The 21,685-nt window shown below is 41.9% G+C and carries 21 protein-coding genes; 5 read left to right on the top strand and 16 right to left on the bottom strand.

Annotation, left to right across the window (positions count from 1 at the left end; all coding sequences use genetic code 11):
• Positions 1-204 precede the first annotated feature (204 nt).
• Positions 205-654, bottom strand: coding sequence for a phage tail protein (locus tag BA1DRAFT_RS03865; protein ID WP_036776181.1), 450 nt, complete (start codon positions 652-654; stop codon positions 205-207).
• A 550-nt stretch (positions 655-1,204) separates the two neighbouring features.
• Between BA1DRAFT_RS03865 and BA1DRAFT_RS03860 the strand changes: the two genes are divergently transcribed.
• Entirely contained in the window at positions 1,205-3,190 is a 1,986-nt protein-coding gene (locus tag BA1DRAFT_RS03860; protein WP_036776179.1) for an alkyl/aryl-sulfatase, read from the top strand.
• 96 nt (positions 3,191-3,286) lie between these two features.
• Here BA1DRAFT_RS03860 and BA1DRAFT_RS03855 read toward each other — a convergent pair whose 3' ends face one another.
• The 9 genes from BA1DRAFT_RS03855 to BA1DRAFT_RS03815 all read right to left on the bottom strand — a co-directional run bounded on the left by BA1DRAFT_RS03855 (position 3,287) and on the right by BA1DRAFT_RS03815 (position 12,295).
• Positions 3,287-5,230 carry an exoribonuclease II gene (locus BA1DRAFT_RS03855; protein WP_036776208.1) on the bottom strand — a complete coding sequence of 648 codons (1,944 nt, stop codon included), beginning with the start codon at positions 5,228-5,230 and terminating at the stop codon, positions 3,287-3,289.
• Between the two features lie 139 nt (positions 5,231-5,369).
• Positions 5,370-6,008: an endonuclease III gene (nth, locus tag BA1DRAFT_RS03850; RefSeq protein WP_036776177.1), complete on the bottom strand. Its 639-nt coding sequence runs from the start codon at positions 6,006-6,008 to the stop codon at positions 5,370-5,372.
• Between the two features lies 1 nt (position 6,009).
• Positions 6,010-6,708 (bottom strand): electron transport complex subunit E, encoded by a 699-nt coding sequence (locus tag BA1DRAFT_RS03845; protein WP_036776175.1) that lies wholly within the window; start codon positions 6,706-6,708, stop codon positions 6,010-6,012.
• The gene (gene rsxG / locus BA1DRAFT_RS03840) at positions 6,705-7,334 is read right to left on the bottom strand and encodes an electron transport complex subunit RsxG (protein ID WP_036776173.1); all 630 of its coding nucleotides are present in this window, start codon (positions 7,332-7,334) and stop codon (positions 6,705-6,707) included. The genes BA1DRAFT_RS03845 and rsxG overlap by 4 nt, the downstream gene beginning before the upstream one ends.
• A gap of 9 nt (positions 7,335-7,343) precedes the next feature.
• Entirely contained in the window at positions 7,344-8,423 is a 1,080-nt protein-coding gene (rsxD, locus tag BA1DRAFT_RS03835) for an electron transport complex subunit RsxD (RefSeq protein ID WP_036776170.1), read from the bottom strand.
• 12 nt (positions 8,424-8,435) lie between these two features.
• On the bottom strand, positions 8,436-10,541 hold the full coding sequence (gene rsxC / locus BA1DRAFT_RS03830; RefSeq protein WP_036776169.1) for an electron transport complex subunit RsxC: 2,106 nt from the start codon (positions 10,539-10,541) through the stop codon (positions 8,436-8,438).
• A complete protein-coding gene (gene rsxB, locus BA1DRAFT_RS03825) occupies positions 10,534-11,166 on the bottom strand; it encodes an electron transport complex subunit RsxB (protein WP_036776166.1) in 633 nt (210 codons plus the stop codon). Before rsxB ends, rsxC begins: the two co-directional genes overlap by 8 nt.
• Positions 11,166-11,747 (bottom strand): electron transport complex subunit RsxA, encoded by a 582-nt coding sequence (gene rsxA, locus BA1DRAFT_RS03820; RefSeq protein WP_011146612.1) that lies wholly within the window; start codon positions 11,745-11,747, stop codon positions 11,166-11,168. Before rsxA ends, rsxB begins: the two co-directional genes overlap by 1 nt.
• A gap of 107 nt (positions 11,748-11,854) precedes the next feature.
• Positions 11,855-12,295, bottom strand: coding sequence for a DUF2569 domain-containing protein (locus BA1DRAFT_RS03815; RefSeq protein ID WP_036776165.1), 441 nt, complete (start codon positions 12,293-12,295; stop codon positions 11,855-11,857).
• 196 nt (positions 12,296-12,491) lie between these two features.
• Between BA1DRAFT_RS03815 and BA1DRAFT_RS03810 the strand changes: the two genes are divergently transcribed.
• Positions 12,492-13,529, top strand: coding sequence for an oxidoreductase (locus BA1DRAFT_RS03810; protein ID WP_036776162.1), 1,038 nt, complete (start codon positions 12,492-12,494; stop codon positions 13,527-13,529).
• An 84-nt stretch (positions 13,530-13,613) separates the two neighbouring features.
• Positions 13,614-14,591 (top strand): bile acid:sodium symporter family protein, encoded by a 978-nt coding sequence (locus BA1DRAFT_RS03805; protein ID WP_036776161.1) that lies wholly within the window; start codon positions 13,614-13,616, stop codon positions 14,589-14,591.
• Between the two features lie 96 nt (positions 14,592-14,687).
• Here the strand turns inward: BA1DRAFT_RS03805 and BA1DRAFT_RS03800 are convergent, their stop codons facing one another.
• Positions 14,688-15,089: a hypothetical protein gene (locus tag BA1DRAFT_RS03800; RefSeq protein WP_036776159.1), complete on the bottom strand. Its 402-nt coding sequence runs from the start codon at positions 15,087-15,089 to the stop codon at positions 14,688-14,690.
• Positions 15,090-15,167: 78 nt separating this feature from the next.
• The gene (locus BA1DRAFT_RS03795; RefSeq protein ID WP_036776158.1) at positions 15,168-15,452 is read right to left on the bottom strand and encodes a colicin Z C-terminal domain-related protein; all 285 of its coding nucleotides are present in this window, start codon (positions 15,450-15,452) and stop codon (positions 15,168-15,170) included.
• A 229-nt stretch (positions 15,453-15,681) separates the two neighbouring features.
• Here BA1DRAFT_RS03795 and BA1DRAFT_RS03790 point away from each other — a divergent pair, with 229 nt between their 5' ends.
• Both BA1DRAFT_RS03790 and BA1DRAFT_RS03785 read left to right on the top strand, forming a co-directional pair.
• Positions 15,682-15,876, top strand: a complete 195-nt coding sequence (locus BA1DRAFT_RS03790) for a type II toxin-antitoxin system Phd/YefM family antitoxin (protein ID WP_051560642.1) — start codon at positions 15,682-15,684, stop codon at positions 15,874-15,876.
• A 75-nt stretch (positions 15,877-15,951) separates the two neighbouring features.
• The gene (locus BA1DRAFT_RS03785) at positions 15,952-16,809 is read left to right on the top strand and encodes a glycosyltransferase (protein ID WP_036776157.1); all 858 of its coding nucleotides are present in this window, start codon (positions 15,952-15,954) and stop codon (positions 16,807-16,809) included.
• Positions 16,810-16,868: 59 nt separating this feature from the next.
• On the opposite strand, the gene BA1DRAFT_RS03780 is transcribed toward BA1DRAFT_RS03785, so the two are convergent.
• From BA1DRAFT_RS03780 to manA, 4 genes are all read right to left on the bottom strand, one after another.
• On the bottom strand, positions 16,869-17,102 hold the full coding sequence (locus BA1DRAFT_RS03780; protein WP_036776156.1) for a hypothetical protein: 234 nt from the start codon (positions 17,100-17,102) through the stop codon (positions 16,869-16,871).
• A 342-nt stretch (positions 17,103-17,444) separates the two neighbouring features.
• Positions 17,445-18,446 (bottom strand): adenosine deaminase, encoded by a 1,002-nt coding sequence (gene add, locus BA1DRAFT_RS03775; RefSeq protein ID WP_036776155.1) that lies wholly within the window; start codon positions 18,444-18,446, stop codon positions 17,445-17,447.
• 77 nt (positions 18,447-18,523) lie between these two features.
• Positions 18,524-20,077: a YdgA family protein gene (locus tag BA1DRAFT_RS03770; RefSeq protein WP_036776154.1), complete on the bottom strand. Its 1,554-nt coding sequence runs from the start codon at positions 20,075-20,077 to the stop codon at positions 18,524-18,526.
• 139 nt (positions 20,078-20,216) lie between these two features.
• Positions 20,217-21,389, bottom strand: a complete 1,173-nt coding sequence (gene manA / locus BA1DRAFT_RS03765; protein WP_036776153.1) for a mannose-6-phosphate isomerase — start codon at positions 21,387-21,389, stop codon at positions 20,217-20,219.
• Positions 21,390-21,685: the final 296 nt, after the last annotated feature.

Here is a 21,685-nt window from a genome sequence, read left to right as displayed (position 1 = left end):
TGCTTCTTTGTTGGCTGCACTCACTCACCCCGGTCACATAGTTATCTATGCTCCCGGGGATTCGCTCCCTTGCCGCCGCGATGCATCTTGAAATCTATAGGGTATATGTGAACTGTAGGATGGTGAATTTAGTTGGACGGGTGGCAGTTATGCCAATTTTGAGCATCATTTTGTCCCGTCTGATATATCAGTCATCGTGATACTTTAAGCAGCCTGAATGGTTACTCGGTCTGCGGTAAGTTTTATTTCTTGAACGGCGATATCATTGCTGGTGGCATCAAAAGAGGGGGAAGTTAATGAAGTTGGGAATGCATTTGCTACGCTCCAGCTCATTAAAATTTCGGTACCGGCTTCATTGGTCAGGCTAATTGAAACGTCTTTTTTCTCAACCTGATTAAGCTGAATGGAATTAAGCCAGTCAAAAAGTTTGGTATCGCCAGGGAATACCCCTTTACGCAGCGTAATATTGATCAGTTGACGCTGGCCCGGCATTTTATAGTAATTACCGGTGCCATCTTTGTACTCGATGACATCATAAGTAATGTCCAGTCCCGAAACGCTGTTGAAAGGGATTTGTTCATCACCAACGGAGACAACAAATCGATAAGTTGGTATTGGATAGTCAACAGCAATTTGTTCTGTTGTTATGGTCATAGTTATTTCCTTTATTTTTCATGTGTATTACATGTTAAGCATGATTATTGCTTTGTTTTGATTGTAGACAATAGCTACCGCACTAACCTGTTTTGCCTTGGTTACTATTTATAGAGGAACTTTTTACATAGGAACGTTATTTGGTGAATCTAAGATCAGAGTAATGATCACGGTAAATTATAATCAACGTTTGTTAGTTTTAAATATTAATTATTGATGTATGTAATTATTAATTATAAAAACAATTTCCATGTAAATTGTTTCTCAATCATATTGTTATATTTTTTTAGCAAAGGGTGAATAAATATTGTGTTATAATTTTTGACATGAGGACAATGAGCAATTTTCAATAAAGTTATTTATTAACATGTAGTTATGCCTATTTTTGTAAGATTTAATTTTGCGGGATGTTTTATTTCAATAATGGGAGGTTCAGGAAATGAGTTTCTCATTATCTGTTGTGATTGAGTTATGATGCATATCGTTTAGATGTTATCGATAAGATTATGTTTTATTTGATAGTTAAATATATCTAAAGGAATATAACTTGATGAATTACAAATTTTTTCTAGCTATTTCAACGGCAATATCGTTTTCCATTTTTAGCTCTTCATCATTGAGTCAAGATAAACTTTCCCTTCCTGCAACGGAAATCACTAAACAAGTTAATGCCGAAATGGCATCAACTTTGCCATTCGACGATAAATCTGATTTTGATGATGCGAAACGAGGTCTGATCGCCAGGCCGGATTCTCTGATTATTCGTGATGATAAAGGTAAAGTTATATTAGATCTCGATAGTTATCGTAAATTTATTACGGATAAAACACCTGCGCCAGACACGGTTAACCCCAGCTTATGGCGTAATGCCCAACTGAATATGGAATATGGGCTGTTTAAAGTGACCGATCATATTTATCAAGTACGTGGTTATGACGTATCTAATATTACTTTTGTTGCAGGAAATACTGGGTGGATTGTTTTAGATCCAGCTACATCCGCGGAAACAGCAAAAGTAGCCTATGAGTTGGTCAGTAAACACTTGGGTAAAAGGCCGATAGTGAGTGTGATTTACAGCCATTCTCACATTGATCATTACGGTGGTGTGCGCGGTATTGTCAACGAGGATGATGTTAAAGCCGGAAAAGTGCAAGTTATTGCGCCAGAAGGTTTTATGGAACAGGCTGCTAGCGAGAAGGTGATCGCCGGTAATGCAATGAGCCGTCGGGCTGTTTATATGTTTGGTTCTTTGTTGCCGCGTACTCCACAGGGGCATGTAGGAACGGGATTGAGTCCAGAATTGGCGACTGGAACGGTAACGTTAATCCCGCCAACACGTACTATCAAACTTACGGGCGAAAAAATGACGGTTGATGGTGTGGATATGGTATTTCAGGTGACGCCCGGCACAGAAGCTCCCGCAGAAATGAATATATGGTTTCCGCAGTGGAAAGCGATGTGGATGGCGGAAAATACGACGAATACCATGCATAATATTTTGTCGTTGCGGGGTGTCCAAGTACGCGATGCTTTAGCCTGGTCGAAATATATTGATCAAGTCATTGAATTATATGGGGATCAGGTAGAGGTAAAATTTCAGAGCCACCAATGGCCGATGTGGGGTAAAGAGCGTGTGGTGGATTATTTCAAAAAGCAACGCGATTTATACAAATATATTCACGACCAAACAGTGAATCTGATGAATAAAGGTTACACGGGTGAAGAAATTTCTGAGATGCTCAGATTGCCATCAGAGCTTGCACATTATTTTCCCAACCGTGGCTATCATGGCGCACTGAGTCATAACGTTCGTGCGGTTTATCAGTTCTATATGGGGTGGTACAGTGGAAATCCTTCTGATTTGAATAATCTGCCGCCGAAACCTGCTGCGATTAAATATGTGGAATATATGGGAGGTGAAGCTGCATTGATAAAACGAGCGCAGGCTGATTTTGATAAAGGAGGATACCGTTGGGTAGCGCAAGTGCTTAAGCATGTTGTTTTTGCTAACCCCGATAGTATGGCAGGGAAGGCATTACTGGCTAAAACCTATGAGCAATTAGGTTATCAATCTGAATCAAATTCCTGGCGTTCGATCTATTTGCAAGGTGCATCGGAACTACGTCATGGTGTGCCAAAATCTGGCGGTCTGAGTACTAGCAGCCCGGATACGATTCGTGCCATATCACCGGAGATGTTATTTGATTATCTGGCAGTGCGGTTGAATGGACCTAAAGCTGCTAGTAAGAAATTGGTGATGAACATTAATCTTACCGATCTCAATAAGCGCTATACACTGACCGTGGAAAATGGGGTACTGAATTATACGGGTAAACAGGTGGCGCAGGCCGATGTCACATTGACGTTAACCAAAGCCACTCTGGATAAAATTCACTTGGGTAAAGAAGAATTTGATAATGAGGTAAAAAAACGGAATGTGAAAATTAAGGGAGAGCGCGCTAAGTTTAATGAGTTCCTTGATACGCTGGATAGTTTCCCATTCTGGTTCAATATAGTGACGCCCCGCGCAGAATAGAATGTGATGTAATTCTTCCCTTTTAGTGCGGATGTTTAATAACAAACTACAGCTTAATCGCTGTAGTTTGACGCAGAGAAGGTGTTATGAGAATAGTTAGGCCACAGGGCGGGCGACAATATTACGCGTTTCCATTCTGACTTCTTCGATACGAACATCAATAATGTCGTTCAATTGGTAAGCGGTTTCACCTTTGATAATCACTGTGCCGGTCTCTTGGCTGCATTGCAGTTCGTCACGCACGGCATGCAGGAATGGTGCCGGTATAAAGGCTACGGCGCCGTTATCGACCAAGCGAACACGTAAACCGCCACGGGTAATATCAATGATTTCCGCAGTAAAGCGTTGCTCTGTTCCTGCATGGGAGTGCAGGAAGCGTGCGTATAGCCAATCTCCTACATCACGTTCGGCCATACGATTCAATCTGCGACGTTCGGCCAGTTGCAAACAGGTTTCTTCTGAGGGTTGTTCCACATCCGTTTTTTGAATAATCGCTTTTAGTAAGCGATGGTTAATCATATCGCTGTATTTACGGATCGGTGATGTCCAGGTGGCGTAAGCCTCAAAACCGAGACCAAAATGAGGACCGGGTTCAGGTTTAATTTCTGCGAAAGTCTGGAAACGACGAATGCGACTATCAAGGAATTGTGTTGGTTGTTTATCCAATTCACGGCGTAATTTGCAGAAGCCGTTTAAGGTCAACAACTCTTCTGTATTGGCATCTATACCATTTTCTTGCAGTAATTCAACCACTTGTTCAATTTGCAGCGGCTCAAAACCCATATGGACATTGTAAATACCAAAACCTAATTTATCGCGCAGGATTTTTGCGGCGCACAGGTTAGAAGTGATCATCGCTTCTTCAACAATACGGTTGGCTGTACGACGTTGTTCTACCACGATATCCAGTACATAACCATTATCGTCAAGGATGAAGCGGTAGTCAGGACGATCTTTGAAAATAAGCGCGTTTTGGTGGCGCCATTGGTTACGGCGATCACTCATTTCTTTCAGGAGAGTGATTTGAGTTCCAATTGCCTCAGAAGAAGGTTTCCAGGTTCCTGTTTCTTCCAGCCAGTCGGAAACTTCGTCGTAAACCAGTTTAGCTTTTGATTCAACCCAGGTAGAGAAAAACGCAATATCATCACCCAGTTGACCATCTTCCAGAATGGAAACCTGACAAACCAATGCCGGACGGCGGGCGTTAGGGCGCAGAGAGCATAAATTTTCTGACAGATCGCGCGGCAGCATAGGAATGTTAAAACCCGGCAGGTAGTTAGTGAAAGCACGTTGATGGGCGATTTGATCCAGTTCGCTGTTAGCCGCGATATAAGCGGTTGGATCAGCGATGGCGATACTGAGTTTCAGGCTGCCATCATCTTGCTTAACGATATGCAAAGCATCGTCCATGTCTTCCGTGGTTGCACTGTCGATAGTGACAAAATCCAGTGACGTTAAGTCAATGCGCTCAAGATCGCCATCGTTCATCTGGCAATCGGCAGTCATGGTGGGAGCATCACGTTCCAGATTATGGCGAGTTAGTGTTACCCACCAAGGGGCGTAGTGATCGCTACTCTCAGTAATATAGCCGGTAATTTCCGCATGAAACCCACGGCTGCCTTTCAGTGGGTGATGGCGCATTTCAGCGACGGCCCAATCACCATGCTGAAATGGATGTGTGACCTGATTGGCTGGCCGACAAGGGATAGCATCTTTTAACAGTGGGTGATCAGGAACGATCCATAAACGGTTATCGTTTTCTTTTTTCTGGATACGGCCAACGAAGCGATTTAGAAATGGTTCGACCAATGTTTCTGGTTCGGCGATCTCTCTTTCTTTATCAGTATGAATAGCGGCAGTGACTCGATCGCCATGCATAACTTTTTTCATGTGTGGGGGGGGAATGAAATAGCTTTTTTGCCCATCGACTTCTAAGAATCCGAATCCTTTTTCGGTACCTTTGACCAAACCTTCTACTCGAAGTGTTTGGGAATGAAGTTGCTGTTTTAGCTGTGCAAGCAGCGGGTTGTTTTGAAACATAATATCCGCGGAGAAAGTTAGAGGGTTATTATCAGATAGTTTTTGGAATAACAGTTTTACGCGAATTGGCGGTGTCGAGCAAGCAACATCTGCAAAATAGCGCAAGACAGTATGGAAATTGCAATGAAAATTACAATAGTTACTCAGGGTAAATTTTTTCTTTAAATTCACATAGATCTTCAATAATACAGGAGCCACAACGAGGTTTACGAGCTATGCAGGTATAACGACCATGTAAAATAAGCCAATGATGACAATCAACTTTAAATTCGGCCGGAACGACTTGCAGTAATTTATTTTCGACTTCATCGACATTTTTACCGGGCGCGAATTGAGTACGGTTACAAACGCGAAAAATATGGGTATCGACCGCAATAGTCGGCCAGCCGAAAGCGGTGTTTAATACCACATTGGCTGTCTTACGGCCAACACCTGGCAATGCTTCCAATGCAGCGCGATCTTCGGGAACTTCGCCAGCATGCTTTTCCAGCAATATTCGGCAAGTCTTAATTGTGTTTTCCGCTTTGGTGTTATAAAGACCGATAGTTTTTATATACTCTTTCAACCCGTCTACACCCAGATTTAGAATTGCCTGAGGCGTATTTGCTACTGGATAGAGTTTCGCAGTGGCTTTGTTAACACTTACATCTGTTGCTTGCGCTGAAAGCAATACTGAAATAAGTAACTCAAATGGCGTTGTGAAAACTAATTCAGTTGTTGGCTTTGGGTTGTTATCCCGTAAACGCGTTAGAATTTCGATACGTTTCTGTTTGTTCATATCAAATGGAATTCTCCGATCCTTGCGACATTGTTATTGTACTGCTTTTTTCTTTTATTGCTCTGGTTTTCATTTTTTCATCAATAAGATATTTCGCTGCCAGCATTAATCCCAAACCGATAAAAGCGCCAGGTGGTAAGATCGCTAACAGGAAAGGGGAATCCATATGAACGATTTCTATTCGTAATACCTTAGCCCAGTTGCCCAGAAGTAAATCAGCGCCATCAAATAGGGTTCCATTGCCAAGAACTTCTCTAATAGCACCGAGAACAAACAGCGCAAAAGTGGCTCCTAATCCCATAGCTAAGCCATCAATCGCAGAAGGCATAATTGGGTTTTTCGCGGCGTAAGCTTCAGCACGACCGATAACAATACAGTTAGTCACAATCAGTGGAATGAAAATCCCTAATGATTCATACAGGCCAAAAGCATAGGCGTTAATCAACATCTGTACAGTACTTACAACCGAAGCGATGATCATAACATAAATTGGAATACGGATCTCATTGGGTACCCAACGACGCAAACTGGAAACTGCAATGTTGGTACAGACTAGAACCAGTGTCGTTGCCAGCCCTAAACCAAGCGCGTTGGTTGCAGTGGAAGAGACGGCTAACAGTGGGCACAATCCTAGCAGTTGTACTAAAGCGGAGTTATTTTTCCATAGCCCTTGGATAAATAAGTTTTTGGTTTCACTCATGATTTTTCTCCACAGGATTCTAGAGAAGAGAGATGTTCAGGTATGGTCTGTAAATAAAGCGCAGTCCGTTTGACTGAGTTTACCACGGCGCGTGGGGTAATAGTGGCGCCGGTAAATTGATCAAACTTACCGCCATCTTTTTTCACCGCCCAGTGCCGGTCATGATTAGAGGTGATGGTTTTCCCTGAGAAGACATTAATCCAGTCTGAAATCCGGGTTTCAATTTTATCCCCTAGCCCTGGGGTTTCATGATGTTCTGTAACCCGTACACCAAGCACTTTTCCTGAGAAATCAGCCCCAATCAGTAATTGAATAGCGCCGGAATAACCATCCGGTGCAGTACTTTCCAGTGCGGCTGCTACAGGCTGACCATTTTTACGCGCCAGATAGAGACGATGAGGTAAGTTATTGCCCAGAGCATCCGCATTAACTAGATAGCATTCGTTTTGTATATCGTTGTCATACAGGACAGGCGGAATAACCTGATCAAGCAGCGATTTGTGTTGTAATGTGGCCTGTTCTGCAATAGTACTTTTGGTGAGAGAATTCACGATAGCCGTCAATCCGGTGGTAATTGCAGCAAAAATGGCGAGTGTGATGCCGTGACGTCGCATGGTTTCTAACATAACGGCTCCTTATTTATGCCCGTAAACGCGGGGTTGGGTGTAATGGTCAATGAGTGGCACGGTGATATTCGCCAGTAAAACCGCAAATGCTATGGCATCAGGATAACCACCATAAACACGGATAACCCAAACTAACAGGCCAATCATGGCGCCAAACACCAAACGACCTTTGGGGGTTGTAGAAGCACTAACGGGATCGGTTGCAATAAAGAATGCGCCTAGCATGGTTGCACCGGAAAACAGTTGTAATAATGGCGGCGAATAACGAGATGGATCAATCAACCAGCTTGTGAGTGCGCATAAGCCTAATACTAGGATAAATGCTACAGGAATTTGCCAGGTTATCACTTTTCTGTTCAGTAGAATCAGCCCGCCAACAAGATAAGCAATGTTGACCCATTGCCAGCCAATACCAGCCAGAGATCCTTGTAATATGGGTTGGCGAAGAACGTCATCAATATTGTGAGTCAATAAACCGGTTTTGAAACTATCCAGCGGTGTGGCCTGACTAATCCCGTCGAAACCTTGTTGCAACTGCTGTAATGTTGTTCCATCGGGGGTATGGCCGGTGAAGATCACCATCAGGCAGTCTAGCGGTGTGATTTGTGTTGCCAGTAAATCCATAGGAGGCAACCAACTGGTCATTTGTACTGGGAATGATATTAGCAGCACGACATAACCGACCATTGCCGGGTTGAATGGGTTTTGACCAAGACCGCCATAGAGGTGTTTGGCAATAATCACAGCAAAGACCGTTCCTAATACAATCAGCCACCAGGGAGCCAGCGGAGGAAGGCTGATCCCTAAAAGTAAGCCGGTCAGTAACGCAGAATTATCCTGCAAACGAGGCATAACTGCCTGTTTACGCAAAGACAGGGCAAATGATTCCGCAAGCAGAGCGGTAATCACCGCAAGCAGGATCTGGAACAAGGTACCGTAACTAAAGAAGTAAGTTTGTACCGCGATACCGGGTATCGCTGCCAGCACAACCCACAGCATAATACGGCTGGTATTTTGCTGGTTGTGTGTAAAAGGCGAACTTGCGACTTTTAGTTTTTTATTGTCAGTTTGAACGGGTCTGAATTTCATTTATAACAATCACTATTCTATTGAAACTTTCTGTTGTTCCTGAGTGCCTTTTTTGGCCTTAACCCTGGCGATGGCGGCAGCAATTGCCGCTTTACGCGGATCAGTTTCTTCTATTGGCGGTGTTTCTGCCTGAGTTTCAGCTAATTGATGAGTTTGTGCTTTCTTGGCTTTAACACGAGCAATAGCAGCCGCGACGGCAGCTTTACGCGGATCAGTGTCTTCCGCTGGCGATATTTCTGCCTGAGTTTCAGTTGATTGCTGAGTCTGAGCCTTCTTGGCCTTGACACGAGCAATAGCGGCCGCGACCGCATCTTTACGAGGTTCACTAGCGGTAGTTTCAGATTCTTTTGTTTCCAGTGATGGCGCTACTTCCTGATTTTGAGCTGCTTTCTTTGCTTTAGCTCTGGCAATCGCTGCTGCTAATGCGGCTTTGCGTGGATCTTCCGCACTTGTTGGTTCAGATGGAGCAATATTAATATTTTCAGCCGCCTGTTTTTCCGCCTGACGAGCGCGAAGTTGCTCTTTTCTTGCCTGACGAGCCGCTATTACTGCGGAATTATCGGGTACTTGCCCCGGTTCTATAGCAACAACTTTACCTGCGTCAGCCTGTTTTTCCTTCACCCGGGAAAGTGCATCTTGTACAGCACTTTTATCTTTATTATCAATTTGAACGGCCGATTTTTTGTGTCGTTCTTCACGGGACAATTTTTCTCGTTCCATACGGGCTTGTTTAGCTTCGAAACGAATTTTGGCTTCCGTTGAACGGCGGTTTTCCTGATCCAAGGCCCGAATTTCAGCTTTCTCCTGGCGATAATATTGCACCAGAGGAATATTACTTGGACAGACATAAGCACAGGCGCCGCACTCAATACAGTCGAACAGATTGTGATCTCTGGCCTTTTCGTGCTCTTGTCCACGACTGAACCAATAGAGTTGTTGCGGCAGTAAACTGGCAGGGCAGGCTTCCACACATAATCCACAACGAATACAAGCCTCTTCCGCTGTATTTGAATCTATTTCCTGATGGGATGGCGCCAGAATACAGTTACTGATTTTGACGATGGGTACGTTGAGGTCGGGCAGCGTGAATCCCATTAAAGGGCCGCCCATAATGACCATTTGTTCTGATTGTGGTTCAAATCCGGCTAACTGGAGAAGAAATTGTACCGGAGTACCGAGCCGCGCCCAGAAGTTACCCGGTGAGGTAACTGCTTCTCCAGTAAGCGTAACGACTCGCTCAATCAAAGGTTCTCCATCGATAATGGCACGCTTGATTGCAACCACTGTGCCTACGTTCTGCATCAGCACGCCGATAGCGGAGGAACGGCCGCCGGATGGAACTTCTTTACCTGTCAGGATTTTGGTCAGTTGTTTAGCGCCGCCGGAAGGATATTTGGTCGGGATAACCCGGACGATAATCGATTTATCACCTTTTAGCGCGGTTTTAAGTTCTCTTATTGCTTCTGGCTTATTATCTTCGATACCAATCAGGATCTGTTCCGGTTTAAGCAGATGTTCCAGAATACGAACGCCCTCAATAAGTTCGCCAGCATGTTCCTGCATCAGACGGTCATCCGCGGTAATATAAGGTTCGCATTCTGCCGCGTTAATGATCAACGTCTTAAGGCCATGCCGACCGCTTTGCAGTTTAGCGGCGGTCGGAAAGCCGGCTCCGCCTAAACCTGCGATACCTGCCTGATGGATTCGGTTCAGGATTGTCTCTGTATCTAGTGATTGATAATCCAGTGTCTGAATGCGTGTACACCATTGGTCGGCGCCATCAGGGCGCAAACGAACACATAACTCTTTCAACCCGGATGGGTGCGCGGTAATACACGGTTCAATGGCAATGATGGTGCCGGAAGTTGATGCATGAACCGGTACCGTGCGACCAATACCAAATGTTAAAGGTTGGCCTTTAAGCACCTTATCACCCGCTTTAACCAGCAACTCGCCTTGCGTACCCAAATGTTGTTGCAATGGGATGATTAACTCTTCCGGCAGTGGCGCGATGCGTAAAGGAGTCTGGCTGGATTGCAGTTTCATTTCAGGTGGATGAATACCACCGGCAAAATCCCAGATTTTGTTTTTATTGAGTAAATTGAATAAGTTAAACATGATGTTCAGCCTCAATATTTTTAACTGGGATACTGTTGGCGGAAACGGCGTGCGATGGCTGAACAGTAATATTTTTAATGGGAATGGTTTTTAAATCCCATTTCCAATTAGCAGTGGTTGTGGCTACAGGGAGCATCGTAATGCAGTCTGTTGGGCAAGGAGCAACGCACAGGTCACAACCGGTACATAAGTCTTCAACAACGGTATGCATGGCACGGGTAGCGCCGACAATAGCGTCTACGGGACAGGCTTGAATACATTTGGTGCAGCCGATGCAATTCTCTTCATCGATAAAGGCGACTTTGCGGGCTGGATTTTGTACGCTTGCATCGCCATCTAATGGTTGTGGATCGACACCGAGCAGCTCTGAAATTTTCAGCATAGCTTGTTCACCACCGGGTGCGCATTTGTTAATCATCTCACCATTATTCGCTATGGCTTCAGCATACGGGCGACAACCAGGATAACCACATTGCCCACACTGGCTTTGCGGCAGAATATCATCAATGTTTTCAACAATAGGGTCTTCTTCCACCTGAAAGCGGCGGGCAGCAAACCCCAGGATTAACCCAAAAATTAACCCTAGTGCACTGAGTGCACCAATAGCAATCCATAATGATGTCATCAGAACTTCACCAAACCACTAAAGCCCATAAAAGCCAAGGACATTAAACCCGCAGTGATAAGACCAATAGATGACCCCTTGAAAGGGGCGGGGACATCAGCAACAGCCAGACGTTCACGAATAGCGGCAAACAGTACCATAACAAGAGAGAAACCGGCGGCAGCACCGAAACCATAGATAGCGGATTGTAAAAAATCGTGTGATTGATTGATATTCAGCAGCGCCACACCAAGTACAGCACAGTTAGTCGTAATCAACGGCAGGAAAATACCCAATAACCGGTATAACGTCGGGCTGGTTTTGCGTACAACAAGCTCGGTGAATTGCACCACCACCGCAATAACAAGAATAAAACTCAGGGTACGCAAATAGATTAAATCCAGTGGTAATAAAATAAAGGTATTCACCAGCCATGAACATACAGAGGCCAGTGTCATAACGAATGTTGTTGCAAATCCCATTCCGATGGCAGTTTCCAGCTTTTTAGATACGCCCATAAAAGGGCATAAGCCAAGGAATTTCACCAAGACAAAATTGTTAACCAATACGGTTCCAACAAATAAAAGAAAATAGTCAGTCATTGCTGTGCCTGAAAATGAGTTTGTTGACTTTTTATTAAATTATAAGTATGCCCTTGTCTTACCAGGGGCAATCTATTGTTAATGATAACAACCAAAGAAAGTTGAGGTTATCGATCTTGTGTGAAAGTCATTTTGACTCGATGAGAGCGTTTAATGTAGGGGACGAAAATAGCGGTTGCCAATAGTGGCCATGCTAATGCGCGTAAAGCCATTTGATCAGGAATAGGGGAGAAAGCGAAAGTTTTCAATGCAATTAATATGGTAACAATAAGCCAAATAATAAAAATTTGCGGGAATCTTTTTGATCGAATGAAAAGCAGTTTCAATACCCATAGGGTGTAACACCACATTACCGCAGTAATGGCAACAGAAAGAAACCACATTAAAGTAAAGTGATTATTCCCGGCACTCAATGCATTGTTTTGGCTAAAAAATGCCACAATATATAAGGCAAGCATTATACTGGCACTGAGAAAGGTCATCATCAGATAAGCTGCCGGAGCCAGAATCCAACCATTAATTCGGTGGTAATCATTGGTTTGATACATAAATCATTCCACTTGAAGCTATACGAAAAAAGAATAATAGGCGATTCTGATGACTTAGGAAATAGGTTGTAGGAATAGATTGGTTGAAAGATCTTCAAGGGTAGATTCAGAGATAATTTGCGCAACGGTCATCAGCGATGATATTTTTTACGGATGCTGAATTGCTGCATATTATTAATGAGTTTGAGGGGCTGTTATGCGTGAGCTGTTAAAGGTTGGGTTGGTGGGGTATGGTTATGCGAGTAAAACGTTCCATGCACCGTTAATTGCCGGCACTGCTGGTGTTAAATTGGCCGCCATTTCCAGTAGTGATGCTGAAAAAGTGAAATCAGATTGGCCAAATATTCCGGTGGTATCCTGCCATGAGGATCTTTTTAATGATCCCGACATTGACTTAATCGTTATTCCGACACCTAATGATACGCATTATCCCCTGGCACAGAAGGCATTGGCTGCGGGTAAGCATGTTGTGGTGGATAAACCATTTACCATCACCGTTGAACAAGCTGAATCTTTAAAAGAGCAGGCAGAAAAGGCGGGTTTATTACTTTCTGTATTTCATAACCGCCGTTGGGATTCCGGTTTCCTGACGATAAAATCGTTAATTAAAGAGAATCGTCTGGGCAAATTAAAATATTTCGCATCCCATTTTGATCGTTATCGTCCTGTTATACGTCAAAGGTGGCGTGAAGCGGCGGGGCAAGGAAGTGGTATTTGGTATGATTTAGGTCCTCACTTACTCGATCAAGCGGTTCAACTATTTGGTAAACCGCAATCTATTACGGCTGATTTGGGGATGATTCGCCCACAAGCGGAAGCGATAGATTATTTCCACGTGTTGTTGAATTATCCAGATATCAAAGTAGTCCTTCATGCAACAACCGTAGCGGCAGCTGAATCTGCTGTTTATACGTTGCATGGTATGGCAGGCAGTTATGTAAAATATGGTCTTGATCCTCAGGAAGAGCGATTGAAAGCAGGAGAAAAGCCTCCGCATGCTGATTGGGGATATGATATTCGTGACGGTGTTATGACACTGTTAAGTGGAGAGGAGTTAGTGACTGAACATGTACCGACTTTGCCTGGTAATTATTCTGCTTATTATGCTGCTATCCGTGATGCGATTACGCTAGGTAAACCTAATCCAGTCACGGCAAGTGAAGCAATTCAAATTATGAAATTAATTGAAGCCGGTATTCAGTCGGCAGAACAACAACGTACAGTGGAAATTTAAACTTACTATCTTGTTGTGACTTTTTAATTTACTACTTAGCCTGGATTGCCGGGCTAATTATTTGCAGAGCAAGGAAAATGATAAATGACTTGGTGGCAAAGATTAAAAATAGATCCTTTTTTGATGGTATTAGTGACGGTAGTCGTTATTGCGACATTCTTTCCTTGCGAAGGTGAAATAAAAGTAGGATTTCAACGGCTAACCACTGCGGCTATTGCTCTACTGTTCTTTATGCATGGAGCCAAATTATCTCGTCAAGCTATTATTGCCGGTATGGGGCATTGGCGGCTTCATTTAGTTGTTTTTCTCAGTACTTTTGTCTTATTTCCGATCATCGGATTAGGATTGAATTTGCTAGTGCCCGAAATTATGACCCCAACGATTTATTGGGGATTCCTTTATCTTTGCGCATTACCGGCTACAGTTCAGTCAGCTATTGCTTTTACCTCAGTTGCTGGTGGTAATGTTGCCGCTGCTATTTGCAGTGCTTCGGCATCCAGTATTTTGGGCGTGTTTTTGTCGCCAATATTAGTCGGACTGATGATCCATACGCAGGGAGAAGGCAGCCCCGATACATTGGCAGCAATAAAATCTATCGTCCTTCAATTGATGGTTCCTTTTATTATCGGGCATTTGTCACGGCCATTAATTGCCGGTTGGGTGGAGAAACATAAAAAGTTGGTCAATATGACTGACCGGTCATCAATTCTTTTAGTGGTTTATGTGGCTTTTAGTGAGGCGGTTGTAGAAGGTATTTGGCATAAGATTGATGGTTATTCGCTACTGATGATTGGGATTATTTGCTGCATTATGCTGGCAATTGTATTGATGATTAATACCTATACCGCTCGTTGGTTGGGTTTTAATAAAGAAGACGAAATTACGATTGTCTTTTGTGGTTCGAAAAAGAGCTTGGCTAATGGTGTGCCAATGGCAAATGTTTTATTCCCTGCTGCGACGGTTGGTGTAATGTTGTTGCCGTTGATGATTTTTCATCAAATTCAGTTGATGGTGTGCGCAGTATTAGCGCAACGTTATGCGCGGAGGTTAAGACGGAAATAGATATGTAAATAGCTGGCAAAGCACTTTCATCAGATCGTAAAAATTGGGTTGAGTCCCTGTGCTCTACTATTTTGAAAACTACTTATGGCAACCCATCTAATTTTTTAGTGTGTTCACAATACCAATGGCTTGTCTTTTATCATTTGCCCCCATTCTAAACGAAGGAGATAAAGAGGTTTGAATAGTCGTTGTGAACATAGGAATACCGTTAAATGATACTGTCATTTTGGTCCCAATGTTTTTATTGATTAGAGCATTAAATCGAGGAAAACATGGCTTATCTTTTTTCACTACTAATGATAACTCATTATTCATTCCGTCATGTGATCCTAAATAATTAATTTGATCTGTACACTCTTGGGTTAAGATAAATTTTTCACCGGATAGAAATTCAAATTTTAACCCTTCTTTCGTTTGAATTAGCCTATTTAGATTGTTTTTATCGGAACATCCAGTTATTGCGGATAGGAACATCATAATAACAAATATATTTTTCATAATTTCGAACCTGTCATATTTAAGAACCACATATAGCCCACTTAAAAATTAAGTAAGGCTATTAGTAGTATATTGTTACTAATCCCAAGTGACAATAACATTTTGTCCTGTAGAAAAGCTTTTACATCTTATTCTGTCTATTCCCGCTCCTCCTCCATGTATCATGCAATCACCTGGGCCTGTAGCGTGTATAGTTTTTGGCCCCGGCTGATCTACATATTGTATCTCAACAGAAAAAGCGGATGGCATCTGTGATTCTGTTACAAAAGTATATCTAATATTATGAGTAGTACTAGACCATCCTTGTAAATCAACCCAAGGTCCCCAAAAACCAGGTGGGGCGTAAGCTTGTGCTGCTGGCATATTCATCTCCTTAAACAAACGTAAATAATCAGTTATGTTGATAGGAAAATAATAGTTCTAGAACTCTATATATTATAGATGAGAATCTTGTTTATTATAAATAAGATTTATGTTTGTGTGATTTTTGTGAGTAATATCTTATTTTTAAATAAAATAAATTAGTCTAACCAAATTGACTAGACCAATAAAAATGGTTATGTTTAAAATATGTACAAAAAGAGGTCATTTTATGGAAAAGGTTAACATCTACGATGCGAAAATTAACCTGTCCAGAATTATCCAGGAAGTCGTTCGCACTGATGAGCCTGTAGTGATCGCCAAGAATGGTCATGAATTGGTTAAAGTCATCTCATATAGAGAAGATAAACCTAAGCGCAAGCTTGGTTTCCTCAAAGGCAAAGGTAGTCCTATAACCTATCAATAGTAAACATGCGCTTGAAATAAGAGATAGAAACCAAGATTCTTGAAATAAAAATTAAGATTAAGGAATAAGGAACTTATGACTCTAAGTATAATCATCCCTTCTTATAACAAAAAAGAAAGCCTAATGTCTTTGCTCTCTTTATTAAACAAGCAAAGCGCGGACTTTAGTGACTTCGAAGTAATAGTTGTAGATGATGGTTCTAGCGATGAAACTTGTCTCGCTGTTACTAAACGAGTTTATAGCTATAAACTCAAGTATATATATGTACCTGACGAAGGTTTCCGTGTAGCCCGAGCGAGAAATATTGGAGCTAAGAATGCAAAAGGAGAACTGTTAGCTTTTATTGACGCTGACGTACTTTTGCCAAGCTATTTCGTTAAGAGTGTGATCAAGTTCCATAGTTCTAACCCACAATCAGTTTCGATTGGAAATGTATACGGTCTATACTCTGAAAATAAGTGGGATCTAAAAGTTGACCTAGATGATGTAGACAGTACAATTAAAAGGATGAAAGAATTAGGTGTTGGAAAAGATATTCGCCAAAGTTCGTATGCGAGATTCAATTATAAATTATTCTCCATGCCTGCACCCTGGGTTTTTTTATGGGGAACAATATTTAGTGTAGAAAAAAAACTATTTGAAAAAGTGGGCTGTTTTGATGAACAGTTTAAATCATGGGGTGGTGAAGATATTGATCTTGGTTTCCGGCTTCATAAAGCTAATTCTCAATTTCATTTGTTTGAGGGGATAGAAGGTGTACATCTGTCTCATCCAGAAAATGATGATGTAAACTATAAAACCAATTTAGAAAATAAAAATTATATTTCTGAGAAGTATAGTAACGAAATGACAGATTGGCTTATAAAAGAAGAGGATATATTTAAATTAAATGATGTGATAATTTCAAAAAACACTAACGAAAAGGATCGTTAATATGATTAACGTTGCTATCGCAGGTGTTGAAAATTGCTGTTCGTCTCTCTATCAAATTACTACAAATAAAAAATTTCCCTGTATTTTAGTAATGCAGCAATTGGCGCAATTAAAAAAAACAACGCTAATCCAGCACATAAAAATTTAATTTTTACTGCTTTAGCCGTTTTAACTGTCATGAATACAAAAAATAAGCCTAACGGAACAGAGAAATACCAGAAATAACTGAAATACAATACGTAAATCATAAATAGCCAAATTATTACTGCTGTTGCTCCATCCAATACGGACATATTCCAGAACCCCTAACGTGTTTTGATAGATAAATCATAAGGTCAAAACTACCAAAAAATCTACTAAAATCGACTAGAACCTATCATGTAGCTATTACCGCGTTTATACCCGTCATCTTTCAAGCTGCCTCTTTGTTGGCTGCACTCGCTCACCCCGGTCACATAGTTTGCTATGCTCCCGGGGATTCACTCCCTTGCCGTCGCGATGCAGCTTGAAATCCATAGGGTATATATTGCGGTGACGTCCATATTCAGCACTATACGAACTACATATTTGTACATTATATTTCAAATATTAACCATAATCAGGAATGGGAGATTCCATTCCTGAACTATTTGTATTTAGCGACTCGCCGCTTTCATGCGTAATGCCTGTTTTTCTGCATCACTGATAAAAGCGGTTTCCAGCCCATTTATCTGAGCCTGGCGAATTTGCGCGATAGATAAACCTGCGGCAGGGGCGGCAATTTCATATTCATGACGGATGTCGATGCCTTCAACTGCTGGATCATCGGTATTAATGGAAGCAAGAATCCCTTTTTCCAGGAATCGTTTGAGTGGATGGTCCAATAAAGAATTGACGGTGCTGGTTTGAAGGTTTGAAGTTAAACAGGCTTCAATACCAATACGATTTTCAACCAAATAATCCATCAATCCGGGATCGGTAATGGCTTTTACCCCATGACCAATACGAGTCGCGCCTAATTCACGAATGGCTTGCCAAATACTTTCAGCGCCGGCGGCTTCGCCGGCATGGATGGTTATGTGCCAGCCAGCATCACGGGCTTTGATAAAATGAGATTGAAAAAGATGACCGGGAAAACCTAACTCGTCACCGGCCAGATCCAATGCAGTAATATGTTGGCGATGGGCTAGCAGGGCAGCTAATTCTTGAGTACAGGCTTGTTCACCAAAAGTTCTGCTTAAAATTCCGATAAGACGAATATCAATATCGTTATTTTTACGGGCAGAATGGATACCATCAATAATTGCCTCAACGACCCCTTCAACCGGCAATTTGTGGTTCATCGCCATGTAATAAGGGGAAAAACGTAATTCAGCATAGTCGAGTCCAGTATTGATGGCATCTTCAACATTTTCAATTGCAACACGACGGCAAGCATCTAAATCAGCCAGTACTGCCACCCCCCAATCAAGTTTTTGCAAAAAGCTTACTAAACTCGGCTCATTTTCAATAATTTGTACGTGAGGGCGTAGTGATTCCAGATCATTTGCTGGAAGCTGAATATTATGCTGATTGGCAAGATCTAAGATAGTCTCCGGCCGGATATTTCCATCAAGGTGGCGGTGTAAATCTGTCAGTGGGAGTTTTATGTCAATCACATTCCAGTCCTTTTTTATATAAAAATGCCAGTCACATGCGTTGACTGGCAATTTAACAAGATGTCTATAAACGCGTTTTATTGCGCAGGTTGCACAGTACCTTCTGTTTTCTCTTTTCCGCTGTCGTGGGTGTCGCTTTCTGGCATTGTTTGCTCTGGTGCTTCGTCATCATCAGAAGAGTCGTCGGATAAATAGTATTCAGACAGGAACTGATGTAAAGGCATTTTCTTACCGTTCATTTCTACATTACCATCTGCATAGTTAAACTTAATGCTGATAGCATCTTTATCAACTGTGGTAATTTTAAACAGTTGTCCTAATTGTTCAAACTGATTTATCTGTTGTTCAGCATTCTGTTCAGCCTTTGCTTTATCCATGCCATTCATGATCATTGACTGAGTGGAAAACTCAATCATCATAGGTCTTGGTAATGTGACATTCAGAGACATGTTCTGAATTAAAGTACGAATAGCTTCTTCTGTCTTCATTGAATATAAGCTACTTTTATCTTTCGGTAAGTTCTTCAAACTCACGTGGTAATTAATGGTGCTTTCACCTTTGGCATTTTTCCAGGTTAATGGTTCGATACCAAATTGTGGATTATTTTTCAGCAAAATAGGCAGGTTAGACAATACCGCGTCAATAATGGCGGTATCTGCCGCATCGGAAGAGAGATCGCCAGAAGAGAGTGATTTGGCGGCTGCATCATTGTAGGCTTGAGTAAACTGACGAACGGCTTCACCATCCAGACGATCCGCAGTAATTACAAACTTACCAGAACCAAAATCAATATTTCTCATCTTGAGACCATCTAAACTGTAAGTGATTTTCCCTTTTAGATTAGTTTCATCTTCACCAATATTTGAATCTATTTTAACACCGGAAAGCATCATATCTTCATTGCCGATACCTTTTAGGCTGATTTCCTGAATTTCAATGCTTTGATCGCCAACATAGATATCAAATTTGCCTTTTTTATTGGACAGGTTTAAATCAATACCTTTGACAAGGAAATTTTCGTCATTTTTATTGATGGCTAACTGGTCACTCTTGATTGCCAGTGATATCTCTTTCAGATCACGGCTGAGATCGGAAGTCAGTTTGGCGCCGGAAAAATTGAACTTAGCACCATTTTTTTCAAAATCGATAGGAATGATATCAACATCAGAAATAACAGAACCACGATAACTGACACGTGAATCAGAAGTAAACAGCGATTTTCCTTTAGTGATTTCAAACAGTGGTTTTAAAGCTTCATTATTCTCCAGTTCGGAATGAACAGAAGCCATACTAGGAATTAAGGTTAGTTTTTTCACTTGTGCAAGTGGGAAAGGGCCGTGATCAATCACAGACTTAATTGAAATCTCTTCACCTGGTTTAATTTCTGTGTTTCCAACGCCATCTTTAACTGTCAAAATGAGGCGGACGTCAGAACTGAACACGCCACGGTGGAAATCTTTACTCTGTAACATCAGACCTGTTTCAGGAAAAGCTTTTTTCATTTCAGCATTAGCGCGGGAAATAGATTGATCTATACGTTGTTCAATCTGCTTGCCTGTATACCATGAAGCCCCAGTCCAAGCTGCTCCTAAAGCAACAATAATGCCTACGGCCACTAACGATTTTTTCATAATGGAAATCCATCCTTTTAGCACATACTTTGTAGTAAGTAATATGTGCCCTCTAGTATAAAAACGGCCGTTAGCATCACTTGGAATTTAAGCAGTGCTTAACGGCCTGTGAATAAGTTTCAGGCCCAGATTGGCATTATTAATTAAAAACCTGGGCGGTAAAACCATCACCCTGAATAATCACAGCCTTTTCGGTAGCAGATATAAATACTGACTCACCTGGGAAAATTCTTAATTGGTGTTCTCCAGATTGTATAACTGTTTGACCTTCAACACAAAAAACAATCGATGCTGAATTGTTATCCAGCGTAATTGGCTGCTTTGATAGAGAATAAATAGAAAATGCAAAATCATCTACTGGAACAGGGAAGTTTTTCGCTGTTTTTTCCTGTACCGGTAGCGTAAATAAGGTGTCTGTTGGTTTTGATACAAAATCAAGGTTTGCCATTAACTCAGGAATATCCATATATTTATTGGTCAAACCCGCTCGCAGGACGTTATCTGAATTTGCCATAACTTCAAGAGCAACCCCTTCCAGATAAGCGTGAGGCGTGCGAGCGCATAAAAACATGGCTTGACCAGGTTCAAGTTCGACGACATTAAGTAAAAGTGGAATAAACAGGCCGTTGTCATCGGGATAAAACGCCGTCATTTTCTTGATGGAATCCCAAGGTTCACCGAGCCGACTGTTTAACGCTGATTTTAATACGCCAAGAGCTAACTGCTTTTGTTTACCACCCATATTAAGCAATTGGGAAAATAAGCAGGCAAGATTCTGTTCATTTGGTGTTTGAATAAAGTACGGAATCTTGGGATGGGCCGCAATAACGAATTCCAGTAATTGCGCGATTTCGTTTAATGGACGGAATCCATTCATTGCCCGGAAAGGGGTAAGGGCATAAACCAATTCAGGTTTATGGTTATCATCTTTGTAATTTCTTTCGGTTGAATCCAATGGAATACCGGCGATATTCTCTTTGGCAAAACCCTCTTCTGCGGATTTTTTATCAGGGTGAACCTGAATTGAGAGAGGTTGAGCCGCGCACAATACCTTAAATAGGAAAGGCAAACGGTGAAATCTATCTGAAACTTTTTTCCCCAGATATTTTTCCGGATCATTGGCTATTAATTCATTTAAGGCGATTGGTTTTCCTGTTTCAGGATTGGTTACAAATGAACTGCTTTTAGGATGGGCACCCATCCATAATTCAGCCATTGGCAGATTATCTGGATTTTCAACACCATAAATATCCGTCAGGGCAGTTTTGCTTCCCCATGAATAGTGCTGGATCTGATTTATCATCTTCAACATGGCCGTTACTCTCTTTTTAAAAAAATCAATCTATTTCCTTTCTACCACAATACGATAAATACGACTTGGTTGGCATAATCAGGAACTAATATGTGGCATGATAGCAGAATGTTAATCAGTTTATCTGCAAAGACTGATTATACCCTATGGATTTCAAGATGCTTCGCGACGGCAAGGGAGCGAATCCCCGGGAGCATAGGTAACTATGTGACCGGGGTGAGTGAGCGCAGCCAACAAAGAGGCAACTTGAAAGATGACGGGTATATGCATATTCGATTATTCTGTGTGTTAAGGAG

It is taken from the genome of Photorhabdus aegyptia (assembly GCF_000612035.1).
In the GTDB taxonomy this organism is placed as follows: Bacteria; Pseudomonadota; Gammaproteobacteria; order Enterobacterales; family Enterobacteriaceae; genus Photorhabdus; species Photorhabdus akhurstii.
This window is presented reverse-complemented; position numbering and strand designations above follow the sequence as displayed.

Coding starts and splice junctions, on each gene's coding strand:
- BA1DRAFT_RS03865 (WP_036776181.1), bottom strand. CDS start 654: ATGACCATAACAACAGAACAAATTGCTGTTGACTATCCAATACCAACT.
- BA1DRAFT_RS03860 (WP_036776179.1), top strand. CDS start 1,205: ATGAATTACAAATTTTTTCTAGCTATTTCAACGGCAATATCGTTTTCC.
- BA1DRAFT_RS03855 (WP_036776208.1), bottom strand. CDS start 5,230: ATGTTTCAAAACAACCCGCTGCTTGCACAGCTAAAACAGCAACTTCAT.
- nth (WP_036776177.1), bottom strand. CDS start 6,008: ATGAACAAACAGAAACGTATCGAAATTCTAACGCGTTTACGGGATAAC.
- BA1DRAFT_RS03845 (WP_036776175.1), bottom strand. CDS start 6,708: ATGAGTGAAACCAAAAACTTATTTATCCAAGGGCTATGGAAAAATAAC.
- rsxG (WP_036776173.1), bottom strand. CDS start 7,334: ATGTTAGAAACCATGCGACGTCACGGCATCACACTCGCCATTTTTGCT.
- rsxD (WP_036776170.1), bottom strand. CDS start 8,423: ATGAAATTCAGACCCGTTCAAACTGACAATAAAAAACTAAAAGTCGCA.
- rsxC (WP_036776169.1), bottom strand. CDS start 10,541: ATGTTTAACTTATTCAATTTACTCAATAAAAACAAAATCTGGGATTTT.
- rsxB (WP_036776166.1), bottom strand. CDS start 11,166: ATGACATCATTATGGATTGCTATTGGTGCACTCAGTGCACTAGGGTTA.
- rsxA (WP_011146612.1), bottom strand. CDS start 11,747: ATGACTGACTATTTTCTTTTATTTGTTGGAACCGTATTGGTTAACAAT.
- BA1DRAFT_RS03815 (WP_036776165.1), bottom strand. CDS start 12,295: ATGTATCAAACCAATGATTACCACCGAATTAATGGTTGGATTCTGGCT.
- BA1DRAFT_RS03810 (WP_036776162.1), top strand. CDS start 12,492: ATGCGTGAGCTGTTAAAGGTTGGGTTGGTGGGGTATGGTTATGCGAGT.
- BA1DRAFT_RS03805 (WP_036776161.1), top strand. CDS start 13,614: ATGACTTGGTGGCAAAGATTAAAAATAGATCCTTTTTTGATGGTATTA.
- BA1DRAFT_RS03800 (WP_036776159.1), bottom strand. CDS start 15,089: ATGAAAAATATATTTGTTATTATGATGTTCCTATCCGCAATAACTGGA.
- BA1DRAFT_RS03795 (WP_036776158.1), bottom strand. CDS start 15,452: ATGCCAGCAGCACAAGCTTACGCCCCACCTGGTTTTTGGGGACCTTGG.
- BA1DRAFT_RS03790 (WP_051560642.1), top strand. CDS start 15,682: ATGGAAAAGGTTAACATCTACGATGCGAAAATTAACCTGTCCAGAATT.
- BA1DRAFT_RS03785 (WP_036776157.1), top strand. CDS start 15,952: ATGACTCTAAGTATAATCATCCCTTCTTATAACAAAAAAGAAAGCCTA.
- BA1DRAFT_RS03780 (WP_036776156.1), bottom strand. CDS start 17,102: ATGTCCGTATTGGATGGAGCAACAGCAGTAATAATTTGGCTATTTATG.
- BA1DRAFT_RS03770 (WP_036776154.1), bottom strand. CDS start 20,077: ATGAAAAAATCGTTAGTGGCCGTAGGCATTATTGTTGCTTTAGGAGCA.
- manA (WP_036776153.1), bottom strand. CDS start 21,389: ATGTTGAAGATGATAAATCAGATCCAGCACTATTCATGGGGAAGCAAA.